The 17431-nt window shown below is 64.6% G+C and carries 17 protein-coding genes; 5 read left to right on the forward strand and 12 right to left on the reverse strand.

Annotation, left to right across the window (positions count from 1 at the left end; all coding sequences use genetic code 11):
- Positions 1-41 precede the first annotated feature (41 nt).
- The 12 genes from LB524_RS03935 to LB524_RS03990 all read right to left on the reverse strand — a co-directional run bounded on the left by LB524_RS03935 (position 42) and on the right by LB524_RS03990 (position 11068).
- Entirely contained in the window at positions 42-830 is a 789-nt protein-coding gene (locus tag LB524_RS03935) for a DeoR/GlpR family DNA-binding transcription regulator (protein ID WP_224523815.1), read from the reverse strand.
- 98 nt (positions 831-928) lie between these two features.
- A complete protein-coding gene (locus LB524_RS03940) occupies positions 929-1156 on the reverse strand; it encodes an FCD domain-containing protein (RefSeq protein ID WP_224523817.1) in 228 nt (75 codons plus the stop codon).
- The gene (gene doeB, locus LB524_RS03945; RefSeq protein ID WP_224523819.1) at positions 1153-2154 is read right to left on the reverse strand and encodes a N(2)-acetyl-L-2,4-diaminobutanoate deacetylase DoeB; all 1002 of its coding nucleotides are present in this window, start codon (positions 2152-2154) and stop codon (positions 1153-1155) included. The genes LB524_RS03940 and doeB overlap by 4 nt, the downstream gene beginning before the upstream one ends.
- A 5-nt stretch (positions 2155-2159) precedes the next feature.
- Complete coding sequence (gene doeA, locus LB524_RS03950) at positions 2160-3338, reverse strand: ectoine hydrolase DoeA (protein WP_224523821.1); 1179 nt, start codon at positions 3336-3338, stop codon at positions 2160-2162.
- A gap of 135 nt (positions 3339-3473) precedes the next feature.
- Positions 3474-4466, reverse strand: a complete 993-nt coding sequence (gene eutC / locus LB524_RS03955) for an ectoine utilization protein EutC (protein ID WP_224523824.1) — start codon at positions 4464-4466, stop codon at positions 3474-3476.
- A complete protein-coding gene (eutB, locus tag LB524_RS03960; protein ID WP_224523827.1) occupies positions 4463-5455 on the reverse strand; it encodes a hydroxyectoine utilization dehydratase EutB in 993 nt (330 codons plus the stop codon). The genes eutC and eutB overlap by 4 nt, the downstream gene beginning before the upstream one ends.
- A 5-nt stretch (positions 5456-5460) precedes the next feature.
- Entirely contained in the window at positions 5461-6240 is a 780-nt protein-coding gene (gene eutA / locus LB524_RS03965) for an ectoine utilization protein EutA (RefSeq protein ID WP_224523829.1), read from the reverse strand.
- 3 nt (positions 6241-6243) lie between these two features.
- Positions 6244-6903, reverse strand: coding sequence for an ectoine/hydroxyectoine ABC transporter permease subunit EhuD (gene ehuD / locus LB524_RS03970; RefSeq protein WP_015319077.1), 660 nt, complete (start codon positions 6901-6903; stop codon positions 6244-6246).
- Between the two features lie 34 nt (positions 6904-6937).
- Positions 6938-7597 (reverse strand): ectoine/hydroxyectoine ABC transporter permease subunit EhuC, encoded by a 660-nt coding sequence (gene ehuC, locus LB524_RS03975; RefSeq protein WP_015319078.1) that lies wholly within the window; start codon positions 7595-7597, stop codon positions 6938-6940.
- Positions 7598-7769: 172 nt separating this feature from the next.
- Complete coding sequence (gene ehuB, locus LB524_RS03980) at positions 7770-8621, reverse strand: ectoine/hydroxyectoine ABC transporter substrate-binding protein EhuB (protein ID WP_224523832.1); 852 nt, start codon at positions 8619-8621, stop codon at positions 7770-7772.
- Positions 8622-8712: 91 nt separating this feature from the next.
- Positions 8713-9504, reverse strand: coding sequence for an ectoine/hydroxyectoine ABC transporter ATP-binding protein EhuA (gene ehuA / locus LB524_RS03985; RefSeq protein WP_015319080.1), 792 nt, complete (start codon positions 9502-9504; stop codon positions 8713-8715).
- 178 nt (positions 9505-9682) lie between these two features.
- Positions 9683-11068, reverse strand: a complete 1386-nt coding sequence (locus LB524_RS03990) for a PLP-dependent aminotransferase family protein (RefSeq protein WP_140617494.1) — start codon at positions 11066-11068, stop codon at positions 9683-9685.
- Positions 11069-11151: 83 nt separating this feature from the next.
- Between LB524_RS03990 and LB524_RS03995 the strand changes: the two genes are divergently transcribed.
- The 5 genes from LB524_RS03995 (at position 11152) to hutH (ending at position 17428) form a co-directional block, all read left to right on the forward strand.
- Positions 11152-11643, forward strand: coding sequence for an Lrp/AsnC family transcriptional regulator (locus tag LB524_RS03995; RefSeq protein WP_140617495.1), 492 nt, complete (start codon positions 11152-11154; stop codon positions 11641-11643).
- Between the two features lie 129 nt (positions 11644-11772).
- Entirely contained in the window at positions 11773-13266 is a 1494-nt protein-coding gene (locus LB524_RS04000; protein WP_224523835.1) for an NAD-dependent succinate-semialdehyde dehydrogenase, read from the forward strand.
- Between the two features lie 34 nt (positions 13267-13300).
- Complete coding sequence (locus tag LB524_RS04005) at positions 13301-14680, forward strand: aspartate aminotransferase family protein (RefSeq protein ID WP_140715315.1); 1380 nt, start codon at positions 13301-13303, stop codon at positions 14678-14680.
- Positions 14681-14688: 8 nt separating this feature from the next.
- Positions 14689-15783, forward strand: coding sequence for an alcohol dehydrogenase family protein (locus tag LB524_RS04010; protein ID WP_224523838.1), 1095 nt, complete (start codon positions 14689-14691; stop codon positions 15781-15783).
- Positions 15784-15931: 148 nt separating this feature from the next.
- Positions 15932-17428 carry a histidine ammonia-lyase gene (gene hutH / locus LB524_RS04015; protein WP_224523841.1) on the forward strand — a complete coding sequence of 499 codons (1497 nt, stop codon included), beginning with the start codon at positions 15932-15934 and terminating at the stop codon, positions 17426-17428.
- Positions 17429-17431: the final 3 nt, after the last annotated feature.

Raw genomic sequence — 17431 nt, forward strand, 5'->3', positions numbered from 1 at the left:
GGAAAACCAAATATCAACTCATAATACCACAAAATATCACATCAAGCTGCAACGATGAGTTCAGGCCCCCTGTGCGAAAGCGCCTCGGCAAGCGCTAATTCGGGGTCGGTGTCGACGATTACCCCAGCGACACGTTCGAAATTCGGAATCCTGAGCGGCGTCAGCTTGCCGAATTTGCTGCTGTCGAGCACGAAATAGGCCTTGCGGGCGAGGCTAATCATCCGGCCCCGCTGTTCGGCCCCGGCGCGGGTGAAATCGGTCACCTCGCCGTCCGGAGACAGCGCTCCGCCACCGAGAAAGGCCATATCGACGCGAAAGCGCGCCATCGCATCGAGCGTGTCGATGCCGGAAGCCGCCTCCTCGCCCGGGTCGACTTCGCCGCCCAGCATGTGCACGCGCATGCCGGGGACATGGCATAGGTGCAGCGCTATCTTCAGGCTGGCCGTGCAGATCGTCAGATCGCGCAGTTCCGTCATTGCATGCGCGATGGCCAAAGTGGTGGTGCCGGAATCGAGAAAGACCACCATGCCATCCCTGACCAGCCTGGCGGCCGCCCTGCCGATCGCGGCCTTGCCTTGGGCATTTTCCTGGCTGCGCTGGCTCATCGCGGGTTCGCTCGGTTCGAAGCGGGCGGCCCCGCCATGCACGATGCCGAGCCTGCCCTGGTCGGAAAGCAGCTTTAAATCGCGGCGGATGGTTTCGCGCGAGACGTCGAAGAACCCAGCCAGTTCGGCGACGCTAACGGAACCCTGGGCGCCCAGCCGCCGCAGGATCTCGTCATGGCGGCGCGGGGCAAGGGCACGTGCCGGCAGGCGGCTGACGGGAGACATGGCATCCTCGTGTCGAGCATTGATGTTGCAATATGTGGCAGCGAACCGGCGCGGTGGCAACCACGCGCCACGATTGCGGCTGCCCCTGCCCTTCGGGCCTAGGATTTTCGCGCCAGCCCGCCGCCCTCCGTCGCCTTGACCAGCGTGTCGCTTCCCTCGCGAAGATGCTGTCTCAGAATGCTCACCGCCTTCTTGCCGTCGCACCGGCGGCAGGCGGCCAGCAGATCGCGGTGTTCGCTCCGCGAGCGGGTGCGATAATCCGGATTCGACAGCTCGAGCAGAAGAGTGGGTCCGCCCGGCATGGTCGGGGCGGAGAAATCGGTCAATCGACCTTTACGGCGACCACCGCGGCGCAGTCGCCGGCCTTGACCAGGCCAGGGAAATGCCGCGCCGCCAGCATGCCCGACATTTTGGCCCGGATTTCCTGCGGCGCGACGCCGGTGCGGCCGGTGGAATGGATGCGGGCCACCACCGCGCCCTCCTCGACAGGTTCGCCTAGATCGACCATGGTTTCGATCATGCCGTCATCCTCGGCGAAGCAGAAGCAATCGCCCGAGGGCATGTCCAGCCACTGCGTTCTGCCCGTCTCGACCGCCCCGGCGACGATACCGGCATGATGCAGCACGTTGAGGATGCCGCGCCGCGCGATCCGCACCGTCTCGGCTCGCGACGTACCGCCACCGCCGAGCTCGGTGGTGACGAAGACCTTGCCCATCTCTTCGGCCGCCGTGTCATACATGCCGATCGCATCGATCTCGGTCATGCGCATCGAGAATGGTGCCGAGAATGCCGCCACCGCGGCAAAGGCTTTCTGCTCCAGCGTCTTGTCGGGCAAAGTGTGGGCGGCACAGAACGGTACGAAATCCAGCGTCCTGCCGCCGGAATGGAAGTCGAAGACGATGTCGGCGCGGGGAAGCAGCTCGCGTTGGAAATAATCGGCGATCTTCTGCGTCACCGTGCCGTCGGGCCGGCCGGGGAAACTGCGGTTCATGTTGCCCTTGTCGATCGGCGAGGTGCGCGTGCCGGCCCGAAAAGCAGGATAGTTCATCGCCGGCACGATGATGACGGTGCCGCTGACCTGGCTGGGATCGAGCGTGCGGGCGAGTTCGTAGAGCGCCAGCGGCCCTTCATACTCGTCGCCATGATTGCCGCCGGTCAGCAGCGCCGCCGGCCCCTTGCCGTTGCGGATGACGCAGATCGGGATCATCACCGAGCCCCAGGCCGAGTCGTCGCGGCTATAGGGCAGGCGCAGGAAACCATGCTGGACGCCGTCACGATCGAAATCGACGGTCGGCGTGACCGGCGACGGGCGAAGACTGGACATCGGGCTCAATCCTTCACCACCAGCTTGCGCGGCACGTTGGCCAGGCACTCCACACCGGTTTCGGTAATCAGGATGGATTCAGTGATCTCCAGCCCCATTGTCTCCAGCCACAGGCCGGTCATGAAATGGAAGGTCATGCCGGGCTTGAGTTCGGTGCGATCGCCGGGGCGCAGGCTCATCGTGCGCTCGCCCCAGTCCGGTGGATAGGAAAGCCCGATCGAATAGCCGGTGCGGTTGTCCTTGACGATGCCGTATTTCTTCAACACGGCGAAGAAGGCATTGGCGATGTCCTCGCAGGCATTACCCGGCTTTGCCGCGGCAAGGCCAGCTTCCATGCCTTCCAGCGTTGCCTTCTCGGCATCGAGGAATTCTTGCGTCGGCTTGCCTAGGAAAACGGTGCGCGACAGCGGGCAATGGTACCTGTTGTAGCAGCCGGCGATCTCGAAGAAAGTGCCCTCGCCCGACTTCATCGGCTTGTCGTCCCAGGTCAGGTGCGGCGCCGAGGCGTCGACGCCCGAGGGCAGCAGCGGCACGATCGCGGGGTAGTCACCGCCAATGCCGTCGACGCCGCGCGTGCCGGCATCGTAGATCTCGGCGACGAGATCGTTCTTGCGCATGCCGACTTCGATCTTGTCGACGATGCGCTGGTGCATCGCCCCGACGATGCGAGCGGCCTTGCGCATATAGTCGATCTCGGTTGGGCTCTTCACCGCGCGCTGCCAGTTGACCAGCGCGGTGGCATCGACGAAACGGGCGTTGGGCAGATGCTTCTGCAGCGAGGCGAAAGCGGCGGCGGAGAACCAGTAGTTGTCCATCTCGACGCCGACGGTGAGCTTGCCCCAGCCGCGATCGGTCAGCACACCCGATAGGAAATCCATCGGGTGGCGCTCGGTCGACTGCACATAGTGGTCGGCATAGCCGACGATGTTGTCATGGGCGAGGTAGGCGGTACGCTTGGCGCCGTTGGCGTCCTGGCCACGGCCGTACCAGACCGGCTCGCCCGATGGCGGCACGATGACCGCCTGGTGGACGTAGAACGACCAGCCGTCGTAGCCGGTCAGCCAGGCCATGTTGGAGGGATCACTGACGATCAAAAGATCGACGCCTTTCGCCTCCATGGCTTTCCGCGTCTTGGCGAGGCGTTCCGCATATTCGCTTCGCGAGAATTTCAGGTTTGGCAGCATTTTGTTGGTCCTCGTTTGTTGGGGCTGGAGCCCGGTTTCAACTCCGTTGAATCCGGCTCCAGGGAATTTTTTGATTGAGCATGATGCGGGGGAAAACCGGTTGCCATTTTCCGGATCATGCTCCTGCGGCGGGCGTCAGCTTTCAAAGATCGTTCCGGCTTTCGCGGCCAGCGCACGGTCGCGGGCGAGCGTGGCGATCGCCGTATCCTGCACGCCCGTGCCGGTCAGATCGGCGATGGTGATGTCGCTGGCCGAGCGTCGGCCATGCCTCGCGCCGGCGATGATCTGGCCGAGCTCGGTCACCTCCGCGTCTCCAGCCATCACGCCCGCCGCGATGGCATGGTGCAATTCGCCCAGGCGCCGCGTCTGTTTCGCGCTGTCGGCGACATAGAGATCGGCCATGCGCAGGATCGCCGGCGCTATCTCGTTCTTGTGCTCGGCGTCCGAACCCATGGCGGTGATGTGCTGGCCGGCCGAGACAAACCCTGCCTTGATCAGTGGTTCGGTCGAGGGGGTGGTCGTGACGATGATGTCGGCACCGGCAACAGCGTTGGCTGCGTCAGTCTCGGCGCGCACATCGATGCCGAGCCTTTCGCGTAAGGTGGCCGCGGTCACTTCGGCCTTGGCGGCATCGCGCGCCCAGATGCGGGCCTGCGTGATCGGCCGCACCAGCATCAGCGCTTGCAGTTGCAGCCCAGCCTGCACGCCGGCGCCGAAGATCGAGGCGACCGACGAGTCCGGCCGCGACAGATGCTTGGCCGCGACGGCTCCCGCAGCAGCGGTGCGAACATCGGTGAGATAGCCATTGTCGAGCAGCAAAGCCTCGACCAACCCTGTCTTCGACGACAGCAGCACCATCATGCCGTTAACGCTGGGCAGGCCAAGTTTGGGATTGTCGAAGAAGCCGGGGCTGATCTTGATGGCGAAGCCATCGATACCAGGCACATAGGCGGTCTTGACGTCAACCTCGCCGCGATGCTGGGGGATATCGAGCCGCAGGATCGGCGGCATCGCCACCGGCAGCGTGGCGAGCGCACGAAAAGCGTTCTCGACACAGGCGACGGCGTCGAGATCGAGCGTCACGATTGCGCGCAGTTCAGCTTCGGTGAGGATGGTCATCCTGCTCATGCGGCGCGCTCCGAAATCGATGGCATTTCCCCGCAGACAATCTTCCTGTGCAGTTGCATGTCGATGTTGCGGCCGGAGAGCAGAACCACAACCGGCCCCTCCGCCTTGACCTTGCCGGCGAGCAGCGCCGCGATGCCTACCGCACCGGCTCCCTCGACGATCTCGCGTTCCTGTTCATAGGCGTGGCGAATGCCGGCAGCGATTTCGTCCTCGCTGAGCAGGACGACATCGTCGAGCAGGTCGCGGCACATGGCGAAGGTCAGCCGGTTGTCGAGGCCGATGCCGCCGCCGAGCGAATCCGCTAGCGTCGGCAGTTCCTCGACCAGCACGGGGCGGCCCGCATCGAGGCTGGCCTTCATCGCGGCGCCCCGCGCCATCGAAACGCCGACCACTCTTGTTCCGGGACGGACACCCTTGACGGCCGCCGCTACACCCGAGGCCAACCCACCTCCGGAGAGTTGCACCAGCACCAGAGCGGCATCCGGGACCTGCTCCATCATCTCCAGCCCGAGCGTGCCTTGCCCGGCGATAACATGGGGATGGTCGAAGGGCGGCAGCATGACAAGCCCCTCCTCCGTCACCAGCCGCTCGACCTCCTGCTGGGCATCGTCCTGGCTGTTGCCGACGATACGGATTTCCGCGCCGAGGCGGCGGATTTCGTCCAGCTTATTCCTGGGTACCAGTCGAGACATGCAGATCACAGCACGCATGCCCTCGAGCTTTGCCGCATGCGCAAGCGCACGGCCATGATTGCCGGTCGATGCCGCGACGACGCCGCGCGCCTTCTCCCCTGCGCTGAGCGAAGCGACGGCGTTCGAAGCGCCCCGCAATTTGAAGCTGCCGGTGGTCTGGCGGTGCTCGAGCTTGAGTTGAACCGGAACGCCCAGCCTTTCGGAGAGACTTGCCGAAAGCACGATCGACGTGCGCTCGATCTTGCCGGCAATTCGCGCGCGCGCGGTACGGATATCGCCAAGGGTCACGGTCGCCATGGTCGTCAACCGCGCGGCAGGGGCAGCGTCATCAGACGGCCGAATTCGGGATGGGCTGTCTCATCACCGCAAAGGCGCAGGCAATTCCAGGCGGTCGCCTGATTGCTGGTCACCACCGGGCGGCCGATCGCCTGTTCCATGCCAGTGACCGCCAGCGCGCCGCGCAGCGCCGTGCACGACACGAACAGCGCGTCGGCTTGCGGATGCATCGCCCGGCGCGCGAGATCGATGAGGGCTGCCGGGGCAATGCGCGCCATCTCGCGGTCGTCCTCGAAGCCGAGACAGGTGAAGCTTAGGACTTCGAAGCCACGTTCGGCGAAATAGGTCGCCATCGGTCTGGAGGTTTCCACGGTATAGGGCGTGAGGATGCTGATCCGGCGCACCCCGAAGGCGTTCAGCCCGCGCACGCCAGCCATCGGAGGAGTGACAACGGGTATACCTGACTTGGCGGCCTGGATCGCCGTCTCGATCTCGGCATCGCCAATCACCACCGAGGCCGACGTGCAGGAGTAGCAGATGGCGTCGAGCGGCTCGTCGGGCAGGATCAAGGCAGCGCCCGCCGTCAGCGCCGGCTGCATCTTGCGCAGGTTCTCAGGCGTGGTCGGGTTGGCGTAGGGAATGCGCGCGACATAGACGCCGATCCGTTCGCTCGCCACCATGCGGCGAAAATCCGGCTCGGTCGTGTGGTCGGTGGCCAGGATGATCAGCCCGACACGCCGCTCCAGCGGACGCTCATCGAGCGCTGGCCGGTCGGGCACAAGCTTGATCTCGGACAAGGGCTTCATCTTTTATCTTTCGATCTTGCCGTAGCGGCGTTCCAGCCAGCGCAGCAGCACGACCGAAATCAGGCTGATGGCGAGGAAGAAGGCGCCGACCAGCGTGATCGGCTCAAGGTAGCGATAATAGGTGTTGGCGACGCTTTTCGCCTGGTTCATCAGCTCCAGCACTGTGATCGCGGAGAGCAGCGGCGTCTCCTTGAACATGGCGATGAAGTAGTTGGCCAGCGCCGGGATCATCGGCGGAATAGCCTGCGGGATGATGATGTGGGACCAGGTCTGCCGCGCGCTGAGATTGCACGCCTTGGCGGCTTCCCACTGACCACGCGGCACATTGTCGATGCCGGCGCGGTAGACCTCCGCCGTGTAGGTGCCGTAGTGCAGGCCGAGTCCGATGACGCCGGCGACCAGCGGCGGCAAGAGAATGCCGATGTCGGGCAAGACGTAGAAGATGAAATAGAGCTGCACCAGGAGCGGTGTGCCGCGGATGAATTCAGCCACCCAACCGACGGTACGCGACAGCGCCTTGTTGGGCGAGCGGCGCGCCAGCGCGATGCCCAGACCGACGATCGCGGCCAGCACCGAGCCGAGCAGCGTCGCCAGGATGGTGATCTTCACCCCCTGGATCAGGGTCGGCAGGATCTGCCGGACAAAGTCCCAGTCCCAATCCATCAGCGGACCCAATTCATCAGGAATGCTCTGGGCATCAGACGCGCACTCCGTCGAGGCCGCGCGCCATGCGGCGTTCCAGCGAGCGGACACCCCACGAGATGAGCAGCGCCAGGATGAAATAGATGATGAGAATGGTGGTGAACGGCACCATGGTGTTGCCGGTCTGGGCACGCACCACCTGTGCCTGGAACGTCAGGTCGGCGAGCGAGATCAGCGAGACCACCGATGTCGCCTTGAGCAGCTCGATGGCGTTGTTGCCGAAGGTCGGCAGCATCACCAGAAACGCCTGCGGCAGGATGACGTGTCGCATGCCTTGCCAACGGCCGAGATTGAGCGCGACGCAGGCCTCATGCTGTTCGCGGCCGATCGACTGCACGGCGCCGCGCACCACCTCGGCTGCATAGGCGCCCACATTCAAGCCCAGCGCCAACACACCGGCCTGCAGCGGGGTCAGTTCGAAGCCCACCAGCGGCAACACGAAATAGGCGAAAAACAGCTGCACGAAGATCGAGGTGCCGCGGAAGAACTCGATATAGGCCGTGGCCAGGGCCCGCAGCACGAAGAAGCGCGACAGGCGCCCCATGCCGGCGAGAAAGGCCATGATCAGGGCGAGCACCGACCCCATCAGCGTCAGCTCGATGGTGACAAGCGCTCCCTGCAATATCAGGCCGAAATAGCCGGACCACTGGGTCATTGAGTTGAAGTTTCCAACGTTGGTTTCAGCTTCCTTCTCCCCGTTTATGGGGAGAAGATGCCGGCAGGCAGATGAGGGGCAGCGCTAGCTTGTCCAAATATGGCGCCGCCCCTCATCCGTCACTTCGTGACACCTTCTCCCCGTGAACGGGGAGAAGGCAAGAAAGACGCCCTTATTTCGCCGCGCAGAGCTTGTCGCGCGTGGTCGACATAGCCGCCGCCGCCGAGAAGCCGTAGGGCTCGATAATCTTTGCGAACTCACCCGACTTCTTCATCTTGGCGAGTTCGACATCGAAGGCGTCACGCAACGCCTCGTCGCCCTTCTTGAAGGCCGCGCCGTCGCAATAGACCGGCGCGCCCTGCACCGGGGCGATGACTTCGAGGTTCGGATCGGCGGCCTTCTTCATCAGGTCGTTGATCGAAAGGACAGGCAGCGAATAGGCGTCGATGCGGCCGTCCTGCACCATCTTCAGGCCGCTCTGGCCGTCCGGCACGACGATGACGCGTTCGCGTGGCACGCCGGCGTTGAGCGCAAGCTTCTCCTCGGTGCCGCCGCCCGGCGCGCCGATGGTGGCGGACGTGTCCTTGGCGACATCCTCGTAGCTCTTGAAGCCTTTCGGATTGCCCTTCTTCACCAGCATCGCCTCGGCGTCGCACAGAACCGGCTCGGAATAGGCAACCGCGGCGCAACGCTCCGGCTTCATGAACAGGCCGGCGGTGACGACGTCGAAGCGGCCGGCCTGCAGGCCGGGAATCATGGCGCCATATTCCGAGATCGAGGCGGCGACATCGGCAACGCCCAGCCGCTTGAATATCTCGCGCGCGACGTCGGGCGCGGCACCCGAAACCTTGCCGTCGGCGGCGACAGCCGTATAGGGCGGCTCATTGGCGATGGCCAAGCGAGCGAAGCCTTGCGACTTCAGCTGTTCAAGCTTGCTGTCGTCGGCCGAACCCGTGATCGAGGTGGCCAGAACCGCCGAAAGCGCGAGACCGGCGACGCCGGCCAGAGTTCCAAGTTTCTTCATTGTTCCCAACTCCTTGTTCTTGTCTTGGTTTGCGTGATCTTAAGACGGCTCAACCGCCCATGGGGACGGCATCGCCGCCTTTGGCATGCGGTCAGACACGATGTCCGGCCGCGATGATCTTCTTCAGGAACCCTTGCGTGCGCTCCTGCTTGGGATTGCGGAAAATCTCGTCGGGCTTGCCTTCCTCGACTATCCTGCCGCGATCGAAGAACAGCACCCGGTCGGCGAAGTCGTGGGCGAAACCCATCTCGTGGGTGACCAGCAGCATGGTCATGTCGGTCTCGGCGCAGAGCCGCCACAAGACACTGAGCACCTCCTCGACCAGTTCCGGGTCGAGCGCCGACGTCACCTCATCGAACAGCATGATCTTCGGCTGCAAAGCAAGCGCACGGGCGATCGCCACGCGCTGCTTCTGACCGCCTGACAACTGCGCCGGCATCGCCTTCGCCTTGTCGGCCATGCCGACCATCTCGAGCAGTTCCATCGCCCGCTTCTGCGCCGCGGCGCGCGGCGTGCCCTTGGTCAGCATCGGCGCTAGGGTCACATTATCGATGACGCTCTTGTGCGGAAACAGGTTGAACAGCTGGAAGACCATGCCGGTTTTCTGGCGCATTCGCGCCAGGTGGCGCTCGTCGGCCGGCAGCAGCTGGCCGTTGCGCTCCATGTGGTAGAGTTGCTCGCCGTCGATCTGGATGTGACCGCCGTCGATGCGCTCCAGCGTCATCAGGATGCGCAGGATCGTCGTCTTGCCCGAGCCGGAGGGGCCGATCAGCGCCAGCTTCTCACGCGGCATGACCTGCATCGACAGGCCGTCCAGAACCTTGAAGCTGCCAAAGCTCTTCGAGATGCTGTCGATCTTGATGATGGGCGCGGTTGCGGACAAATGAATTTCCCCGTGCTGGAGAAGCCTGGTGCCCTAACGATGCGGAACGCGCCAAATCATGTCAATTGGGAAAATAATATCATGACAATTATTCTGATTGCGCACATTCTCCGGTCGATCCCAGCCGGCTTTTTGGGCATGCCTATGTCAGAACGCCCTAGTGCATTGGGTGGCATGCTCAGATTGCAAGCAGCAGATGCTCCGGATCGCCAAGCAAGAGCTTGGTGACAACGCCGAGACCCGCGCGCAGTTCCCCCTCGGTGGTCGAACCCAGCGAAATGCGCACCGCCGGATGCCAGGGCGTATCCGAAATACGGAAGGAGGTGCCCGGCGCAATGGCCACGCCTTGCAGCCGAGCCTGGGCGACAAAGCTTTCCTCGGAACGGTCGGCCGACAGTTGCAGCCAGATATGCAGCCCGTCGCGACGGGCACGGTAGTCGACGCCGGCCAGCACCTCGCCCGCGATGTCCTGTCGCCGCCGCAACGCCGCGCGCTGCCAGCGCACCAGTTCCATCGCGGTGCCGTCGGTCACCCATTTGGTGGCGATCTCGGCCACCAGCGGTGTCGCCATCCAGTTCGAGACGAGATGCCGGTTGGCGACAGCGGCAACGTAGCGATCGGGCGCGGCGAGATAGCCGATGCGCAGGCCGGGCACGGTGATCTTGGTGAAGGAGGTGACGTAGAGCGTCCGTTCCGGCGCGAAAGCGGCGACCGGCGGCGGTCGATCCTCGACCAAGGGACCCAGCACGTCGTTCTCGATGATGGCGATGTCGTGCTTGCGCGCCACCGCCGCGATCTGCTCGCGACGCTCCGCATCCATGAGCGTTGCCGTGGGATTGATTACCGAAGGCTGCACGAAGACGGCGCGGATGTCGGACAGCCGGCAGGCTTCGTCCAGCGCTTCCGGAATCAGGCCATTGCTGTCGATCGGCAGGCCTTGAAGATTGAAGCCGAGATAGCGCGCCAGCGGCACCAGCGTATGATGACCGATCGCCTCGGTGGCAACGGTGGAGCCGGGCGGCGCCACGCTCATCAGCGCCACCGTCATGCCGGCCGTGGCGCCATTGGTGAGGCTGATGTTCTGCGCGGAGGCGTCCAGCCCGCACAGCTTCAGCCATTCGACCGCCACGGCACGGTGGCGCGGGAACACCATGTTTGGCCGGAACGACAGTGCCGAACTGGAAGGCAGGTTTTCGGCGAGCCAGCCCAGCGCCTGCTTCATCCGCTCCAGGTGCATCGGCTCGCAGACCGGCTTCAGGATCGACAGGTCGATGACTTCACCCAGGCGCTCCGGCAGATAAGGCGGCTCCGGTTCGCGGCGCTGCGTCTGCACAAAGCTGCCGCGGCCGATCTCGCCCGAAATCAGGCCGCGCCGGATCAGTTCCTCATAAGCACGGCTGACCGTCTGCACTGAAAGCTTGAGGTCGTCGGCCAGGCGGCGATGGGTCGGCAACCGCGTGCCGTTGGCGAGGCGGCCGTCGTGGATGGCGCGCGCGAACTGGTCGGCCAACGATTGATAGGCCGGCCGCCGGATGAGCGCGGGATCAGGGTGCCACAATGTCATGACTTATTAGAGATCGAAATCAGTGCAATTGACAATCGAAATAATGCGCCGTCATGGTACGATCGACGAAAAAGTGAGCGCTGATGACTGCTGCGAAACTCGACGCGATCGACCTCAAAATCCTCGACGCCATCCAGCGTGATGGACGCATCACCAAGCTGGCGTTGGCCGAGCAGGTCGGGCTGTCGCCGACGCCGTGCTGGATGCGGCTGCGCAAGCTGGAAAAGGCCGGCATCGTCTCGGGTTATCATGCCCGGATCGCCATGCGCGTTGTGGCGCCAGTCGCCACCGTGCTGATGGAGGTGACGCTGGCCAGCCATCGCCAGGCCGATTTCGACCGCTTCGAGCGCGTCGTCCGCGACATTCCCGAGATCGTCGCCTGCTGGTCGGTGGGCGGCGGCGTCGACTATGTGCTGAAGGTGATGGCGCGCGACATCGACGCCTATCAGCGGCTGGTCGACGGCTTGCTCGATCGCGAGATCGGCATCGACCGCTACTTCACCTACATCGTCATCAAGACGGTGAAGGATGACATCGCGCTGCCGATAGCGGACCTGCTGCCGGCGTCGACCTAGACCGGAGAGATCGACTGCCCCCTCGCCGCAATAGAGAGACTCTCTCTACGGCCAGGCGTCCAAACAGCCTCTCTGTCTGCCGGTGATGGGTAGTCTCCCCGCATCAAACCGAACCGGGAGGCTTCGACCATGTCCGCGCATTTCGCCCGCTCGCATCGCCACGAAGCGCTCGACCGGCTCGCCGACCGCCGGCTGCTGCGCGAACTCGCCTATATCGACGGCCACTGGACGGCAAGCGAGGCGGCCGAGAGTTTCGAGGTCACCGATCCCGCGACCGGCACCACCGTGGCCTTCGTCGCAGCGCTCGATGCCGGCCAGACGACAAAAGCCATCGACGCCGCCGCGCGCGCCTTTCCGGGCTGGCGGGCGCTGCTGCCGCAGGAGCGCTCCAAAATCCTGCGAAAATGGTTCGAGCTGATCATCGCGGCGAAAGACGACCTCGCTTTGCTGATGACGCTTGAGCAGGGCAAACCGCTCAAGGAGTCGCTTGGCGAAATCGACTACGCCGCCTCTTTCATCGAGTGGTATGCCGAGGAAGCAAAACGCCTCAACGCCGAGAGCGTCACCAGCCATCTGCCGAACGCGGAAATGATGGTGCGGCGCGAACCACTCGGCGTCGTCGGCGTGGTCACGCCGTGGAATTTTCCTTCGGCGATGCTGACCCGCAAGGCAGCCGCCGCTCTTGCCGCCGGCTGCACCATCGTTGCCCATCCGTCTTCTGAGACGCCACTTTCGGCGCTGGCGCTGGCCGAACTCAGCGAACGCGCCGGACTGCCGGCCGGCGTTTTTAACATCGTCACCGGCAAGGCCGCGACGATCGTTGGACGCATGTGCGAAGATTCGCGCGTGCGCGCCATGAGTTTTACCGGCTCGACCGAGATCGGCCGGCTGATCGCCGCCCAAAGCGCGCCGACGATGAAGCGGCTGGTGATGGAGCTTGGTGGTCACGCGCCGCTGATCGTCTTTGCCGATGCCGATCTCGACAAAGCGGTGACCATTGCCATCGACGCCAAATTCGCCACATCAGGCCAGGACTGCCTTGCGGCCAACCGCATCTATGTCCAGCGTCCGCTCTATGACCGCTTCTGCGCCGCTTTCGCCAAGCGCGTCGAGGCGCTGCGGGCCGGCAATGGCTTGGCCGATGACATCGACATCGGGCCGCTGATGCATGAGCGCGCCGTCAAGAAGGTCGAGGAACAGGTCGCCGACGCCGTGGTCCTCGGCGCGCGTTGCCTCGCCGGCGGCAAGCGCCATCAGGCCGGACCGCTCTTCTACCAGCCGACGCTGCTGGCCGATGTCGCCGACGACGCGCTGATCATGCGCGAAGAGACCTTTGGTCCGGTCGCCGCCGTCACGCCTTTCGACAGCGAGGACGAAGTCATCGCACGCGCCAATGCGACCGAATATGGCCTGGTCGCCTATGTGGTGACCGAGAACGGCGCGCTCCAGCAGCGCATGGGCCGCGCGCTTGACTACGGCATGGTCGCCATCAACCGTGTGAAGATCACCGGCGCGCCGATCCCGTTCGGTGGCGTCAAGCAGTCCGGCATCGGCCGCGAAGGTTCGCGCCACGGGCTAGAAGCTTTCACCGACCTCAAATACCTTTGCCTGGATGTGGCGTAGGCTCGCACCCGGATCTCTTTCAAGGAGTTAAAAAATGCTCGACCAATCCAACGAACTCGCCGCATGGGATCGCGACCATTTCTTCCATCCCTCAACGCATATGGGCACGCACGCACGCGGTGAATCGCCGACGCGGATCATGGCCGGCGGTGAAGGCGTCACCGTCTGGGACAACAATGGCAGGAAGAGCATCGATGCCTTCGCCGGCCTCTATTGCGTCAATGTCGGCTATGGCCGCCAGAAGATATCAGATGCAATCGCGACCCAGGCGAAGAACCTGGCCTATTACCACGCCTATGTCGGGCACGGCACCGAGGCGTCGATCACGCTCGCCAAGATGATCATCGACCGCGCGCCGAAGGGCATGTCGAGGGTCTATTTCGGCCTCTCCGGTTCCGACGCCAACGAAACCAACATCAAGCTGATCTGGTACTACAACAATGTGCTGGGGCGGCCGGAGAAGAAGAAGATCATCTCGCGCTGGCGCGGCTATCACGGCTCGGGCGTCATGACGGGCTCGCTGACCGGGCTGGACCTCTTCCACAATGCCTTCGACCTGCCGCGCGCGCCGATCCTGCACACCGAGGCGCCCTACTATTTCCGCCGCGCCGACCGCTCGATGAGCGAGGAGCAGTTCTCGCAGCATTGCGCCGACAAGCTCGAGGAGATGATCCTCGCCGAAGGGCCCGAAACCGTCGCCGCCTTCATCGGCGAGCCGATCCTCGGCACCGGCGGCATCGTGCCGCCGCCCGCCGGCTATTGGGAAAAGATCCAGGCGGTGCTGAAGAAGTATGATGTGCTCCTGGTCGCCGACGAGGTGGTGACGGGCTTCGGCCGGCTGGGCACCATGTTCGGCTCCGACCATTACGGCATGAAGCCCGACCTTATCACCATCGCCAAGGGCCTGACCTCGGCCTATGCGCCGCTGTCGGGCGTCATCGTGGCCGATAAGATGTGGCAGGTGCTGGTGCAAGGCTCCGACAAGCTCGGCTCGCTCGGCCATGGCTGGACTTATTCGGCGCATCCGATCTGCGTTGCCGCCGGCGTCGCCAATCTTGAACTGATCGATGAGATGGACCTGGTGCGGAATGCCGGCGAGACCGGCGCTTATTTCCGTGCCGAACTGGCCAAGGCCGTCGGGGGTCACAAACACGTCGGTGAGGTGCGCGGCGACGGCATGCTGGCGGCGGTGGAATTCGTCAAAGACCGTGACGACCGTGTCTTCTTCGATGCTTCGCAGAAGATTGGGCCGCAGGTCGCCACGGCCCTTGCCGCAAGCGGCGTCATCGGCCGCGCCATGCCGCAGGGCGACATTCTTGGCTTCGCGCCGCCGCTGTGCCTGACCCGCGAGGAAGCCGACATCGTGGTGGCCAAGACCGCCGATGCCGTGAACAGCGTATTTGCCAATCTCTGAGACGACCGATGAATGCCATGACCAAAACCGTCCCCGCCACCATGGCCGCCGTGCTGCTCACCGGGCACGGCGGACCGGAAAAGCTCGTCTACCGAACCGATGTGAAAGTGCCCGCGCCTGCGTCAGGTGAAGTGCTGGTGAAAGTCACCGCTTGCGGCATGAACAATACCGATGTCTGGGTGCGCCAGGGCGCCTATGGCACGGAAGAGGACGCGGCCGCCGTTTCGACTTGGCGCCGCCAGGGCAACACGCTGACCTTCCCGCGCATCCAGGGCACCGACACTGTCGGCACCATCGTTGCCGTCGGCGAAGGCGTTTCGTCGGATCGAATCGGCGAACGGGTGATGGTCGATTTCTCCATCTACAACCGCGACGACGATTCCCTGGCCGACATCGACTATATGGGCCATGGCCGCGACGGCGGCTATGCCGAGTATCAGACCGTGCCGGCCGAGAACGCGCATGTTGTCGACACCATTTTGAGCGACGTCGAACTCGCCACCTTCTGCTGCGCCTATCTCACCGGCGAACAGATGCTGGAACGGGCCAAGCTCAAGGCAGGCGAGCGCGTGCTGGTCACCGGCGCGTCGGGCGGCGTCGGCTCCGGCATCGTGCAACTGGCGCGGGCGCGTGGAGCCATTCCCTTTGCTGTCGTGGGCAAGGGCAAGGAAAAGGCGGTGCTCGACATCGGCGCCGAGGCGGTCGTCACCCGTGGCGTCGCGGACCTGCCGCAAGCCGTGAGCGAGGCGACCGGCGGCCAGCCGATCGATGTGGTCGCCGATCTCGTTGGCGGCGCGATCTTCAACGATCTGCTGCGCATCCTGAGGCCGGAGGGCCGCTACACCACGGCCGGCGCGATCGCAGGTCCGGTCGTCCAGCTCGATCTCAGGACCATGTATCTGAAACAGCTGCAGCTGCACGGATCGAGCCAGGGCACGCGCGCGGACTTCCGCCGTATCGTTCGCTATATCGAAGAGGGCAAGATCCGGCCGCTTGTCGGCGGCGTCTACAAACTCTCCGATTTCCACCGCGCACAAGCTGATTTCGTCGCCAAGGATTTCGTCGGCAAGCTGGTGGTGGTGCCCGACGCCGTCGCGAAGTGACCTGCCGAAACCTGCATTTCGCCTGAAGCGCCCCTCGCCTGCTGCCGCCACAATCGGAATGGCTTGCAGACCAGCCGGTAAGCCGCCACAAACGGCGACGCCCGCCGCGCCGTCGGCCCGGGCATACGGTCACGGATACAGGCGAGACATGACAGCCCGAATGATACTGCTCGACGCCAAGCCGCTTGGCATCGAGGATGTCGCCGAGATCGCGCGGCGCAATGCGCGGCTGATGTTGGGCGAGGAGGCGATGCGCCGCATCCGGGCGAGCCGCGCGCTCATCGAGCAGCTGACGCAACTCGGCAAGCCGATGTACGGCGTCACCACCGGCCTCGGCGCCTGCGTCGACACGCCGCTCGCGCAGGCCGATCTGATCGCCTTCCAACACAGCGTGCCGCTCAGCCACAGCATGGGCATCGGCCCGGCCCTTCCCACCGAGGCGGTCCGCGCGCTGATGGCCGCGCGCATTTCGGGAATGGCCGCCGGCGGCACCGGCACTTCCGAACGCGTGGTGATGGGCCTTGTGGCGGCACTCAACGCCGGCGTCCATCCGGTAATCCCGACCTGGGGATCGATCGGAGCGGCGGACCTTGCCCATCTCGGCCACATGGCGCGAGCGCTGCGCGGCGACGGCGAGACGGAGTTCCAGGGCAGGATCATGCCGTCGGCCGAGGCGCTCGCGCTCGCCGGGCTCGAACGGCTCGACCTGCGCGAGAAGGACGGCCATGCCATCATCGTCGCCAACAGCCTGTCGACCGGCACGGCTTGCCTCTGCCTGGAGGATGTCGCCCACCTCATCGACTGGTCGCTGGCCGCGGTGGCACTCAACCACGAAGCGTTCCGCTCGTCACTCACCGCCATCGATGAAGCTGCGCTGTCGGCGCGACCGGCGTTCGGCCAGCGGGAGATCGGGGCGCGGCTGCGGGCGGAACTCGCTGGAAGCGGGCTCTGGAGGGAGAACGCCGCGCGGCGGCTCCAGGATCCGCTCAGCTATCGTTGCGTGCCGCAGGTGTGGGGCGGCCTGTTGCATGCGTTCGAACAGGCGAAGCTGGCAACGGAGATCGAACTGGCCCATTCCGGCGACAACCCGGTGATCCTACCCGAGGACGGACGCGTCGTCTCGAACGGCAATTTCGACCTCACCGCGATGACGCTGGCCTGGGAGCAGCTCGGCCAGGCGCTTGCGCATTGCGCCGTGGGCACCGCCAATCGCTGCATGAAGCTGATGTCGCCGACGGTGGCGGAACTGCCGCGCTTCCTGTCGGCCAGGGGCGGCAGCCGCCAAGGCTACGCCGAATTGCAGAAACCGCTTGCCGCGCTGGAGGCCGAGATCCGGCATCTGGCCAACCCGATGTCGCTCAGCCCGCTTGCCGTATCGGACGGGATCGAGGACCAGTCGTCGATGGCACCACGGGTGGTGGCCAAGACAGCCGAGATTGTCGAACGCCTGCGCTATCTCGTGGCGATGGAGCTGATCTTCGCGGCGACGGGCGTGGAGTTGCGCGGCGTCATCGACAGCATGGGCGAAGGACCACGGCGCACCTACGCCGCCGTGCGTGCGCTCGTCAGCCCGCTCGACGACGACCGCGAGATGAGCGCGGACATGACGCGGGTCGCCCGGATGGTGGCTGGTCCCCGAGACTGAGTT

Source organism: Mesorhizobium sp. ESP6-5 (assembly GCF_020164695.1).
Classification (GTDB): domain Bacteria; phylum Pseudomonadota; class Alphaproteobacteria; order Rhizobiales; family Rhizobiaceae; genus Mesorhizobium; species Mesorhizobium australicum.

What these genes read in the sequence shown, in the direction of transcription:
- LB524_RS04010 (WP_224523838.1), top strand. Translation starts at nt 14,689, where the DNA reads ATGAATGCCATGACCAAAACCGTCCCCGCCACCATGGCCGCCGTGCTG.
- eutC (WP_224523824.1), bottom strand. Translation starts at nt 4,466, where the DNA reads ATGAGCAGGATGACCATCCTCACCGAAGCTGAACTGCGCGCAATCGTG.
- LB524_RS03995 (WP_140617495.1), top strand. Translation starts at nt 11,152, where the DNA reads ATGACTGCTGCGAAACTCGACGCGATCGACCTCAAAATCCTCGACGCC.
- LB524_RS03935 (WP_224523815.1), bottom strand. Translation starts at nt 830, where the DNA reads ATGTCTCCCGTCAGCCGCCTGCCGGCACGTGCCCTTGCCCCGCGCCGC.
- ehuC (WP_015319078.1), bottom strand. Translation starts at nt 7,597, where the DNA reads ATGACCCAGTGGTCCGGCTATTTCGGCCTGATATTGCAGGGAGCGCTT.
- doeB (WP_224523819.1), bottom strand. Translation starts at nt 2,154, where the DNA reads ATGTCCAGTCTTCGCCCGTCGCCGGTCACGCCGACCGTCGATTTCGAT.
- LB524_RS04000 (WP_224523835.1), top strand. Translation starts at nt 11,773, where the DNA reads ATGTCCGCGCATTTCGCCCGCTCGCATCGCCACGAAGCGCTCGACCGG.
- eutB (WP_224523827.1), bottom strand. Translation starts at nt 5,455, where the DNA reads ATGGCGACCGTGACCCTTGGCGATATCCGTACCGCGCGCGCGCGAATT.
- doeA (WP_224523821.1), bottom strand. Translation starts at nt 3,338, where the DNA reads ATGCTGCCAAACCTGAAATTCTCGCGAAGCGAATATGCGGAACGCCTC.
- eutA (WP_224523829.1), bottom strand. Translation starts at nt 6,240, where the DNA reads ATGAAGCCCTTGTCCGAGATCAAGCTTGTGCCCGACCGGCCAGCGCTC.
- ehuD (WP_015319077.1), bottom strand. Translation starts at nt 6,903, where the DNA reads ATGGATTGGGACTGGGACTTTGTCCGGCAGATCCTGCCGACCCTGATC.
- LB524_RS04005 (WP_140715315.1), top strand. Translation starts at nt 13,301, where the DNA reads ATGCTCGACCAATCCAACGAACTCGCCGCATGGGATCGCGACCATTTC.
- hutH (WP_224523841.1), top strand. Translation starts at nt 15,932, where the DNA reads ATGACAGCCCGAATGATACTGCTCGACGCCAAGCCGCTTGGCATCGAG.
- ehuB (WP_224523832.1), bottom strand. Translation starts at nt 8,621, where the DNA reads ATGAAGAAACTTGGAACTCTGGCCGGCGTCGCCGGTCTCGCGCTTTCG.
- LB524_RS03990 (WP_140617494.1), bottom strand. Translation starts at nt 11,068, where the DNA reads ATGACATTGTGGCACCCTGATCCCGCGCTCATCCGGCGGCCGGCCTAT.